Annotated in this window: 1 pseudogene; it reads left to right on the top strand. The window is 41.2% G+C overall.

The features are described from left to right. Positions 1-57 precede the first annotated feature (57 nt). A pseudogene (locus CEV08_RS09185) lies at positions 58-1,321 on the top strand (replicative DNA helicase); the annotation flags it as partial.

Below are 1,321 nucleotides of genomic sequence, written 5' to 3' on the forward strand. Positions count from 1 at the left end.
GAGGCACCGATCGAGGGAAATAAAAAATAAAACAGGGGAAAAGGAACCCAACTAAAAATGGACAATTCAAAAGACTGCTTCCCCCCTTCTGTTCGCCAACTCCCGCATAATATAGAAGCCGAACAAGCATTGCTTGGAGCAATTCTGATTAATAATGATGCACTTGATAGAGTTTCTGATTTTCTCAAAGCAGAACATTTTTTTGAAACTCTTCATCAAAAAATCTTTTCTGCTGTTTTGCATATGATCAAAAAAGGTAAAGTTGCAAACCCTGTTACCCTTAAATCCTTTATTCCAGCAGAAGAAACAATTGGCGATATCACCATCTTCCATTACGTTGTTCGTTTAGCCAAAGAAGCGGTGACAATCATTAATGCTGAAGATTATGGACGGGTTATCTATGATCTTTTTATTCGACGCTCTTTGATTAATCTTGGCAATCAAGTTGTCAATACAGCCTTTGAGGCTCCCTTAGAGYTTACACCAACACAACAAATTGAAAYKRTTGAACATCAATTGTTTGAACTCGCCGACAAAGGCAAATATGGGGGTGGGTTTGAAAACTTTGATACAGCCATTGCAAAAGCACTGGACATGGCAAGTGCTGCCAAAAAGCGTTCCTCACAGCTTTCTGGGTTAGCGACCCATATAAACACTTTGGATGAAAAAATGGGAGGGTTGCAGCCATCCGATTTGATTATTCTAGCGGGGTGCCCTAGTATGGGAAAAACCGCACTAGCGGCCAACATTGCCTTTAACATTGCCAATGCTTGCAAGCGTGATACCAATACACAACAAAATGAAGGAGGGATTATTGGCTTTTTCTCATTAGAAATGTCATCCGAACAGCTTGCAACCCGCATTATCTCTGAACAAACAGAGGTCTCTTCCTCTGATATTCGACGAGGAAATCTCTCAGAAGCGCAATTTGCAAAAATTATCCATACAACGCATCAGTTACAAACCGCACCCCTTTACATCGATCAAACGGGGGGATATCCCTTGCCCAATTAGCCGCCCGTGCAAGGCGTCTCAAACGACAACATGGTCTAGATGTTTTGATTATCGATTATATCCAGCTCATGACAAGCGGTTCAAAGCGTTCTTCAGAAAACCGCGTTCAAGAAATGACAGCGATTACCATGGGGCTTAAAGCTTTGGCCAAAGAACTTAATATTCCCATCATTGCTCTTTCACAATTATCACGCCAAGTTGAAAACCGAACAGATAAACGTCCACAGCTTGCAGATCTACGAGAATCAGGTTCCATTGAACAAGATGCCGATATTGTGCTTTTTGTTTATCGTGAAGAATATTATCT

The sequence above is a fragment of the Bartonella tribocorum genome, from assembly GCF_002778015.1.
Classification (GTDB): Bacteria; Pseudomonadota; Alphaproteobacteria; order Rhizobiales; family Rhizobiaceae; genus Bartonella; species Bartonella tribocorum_B.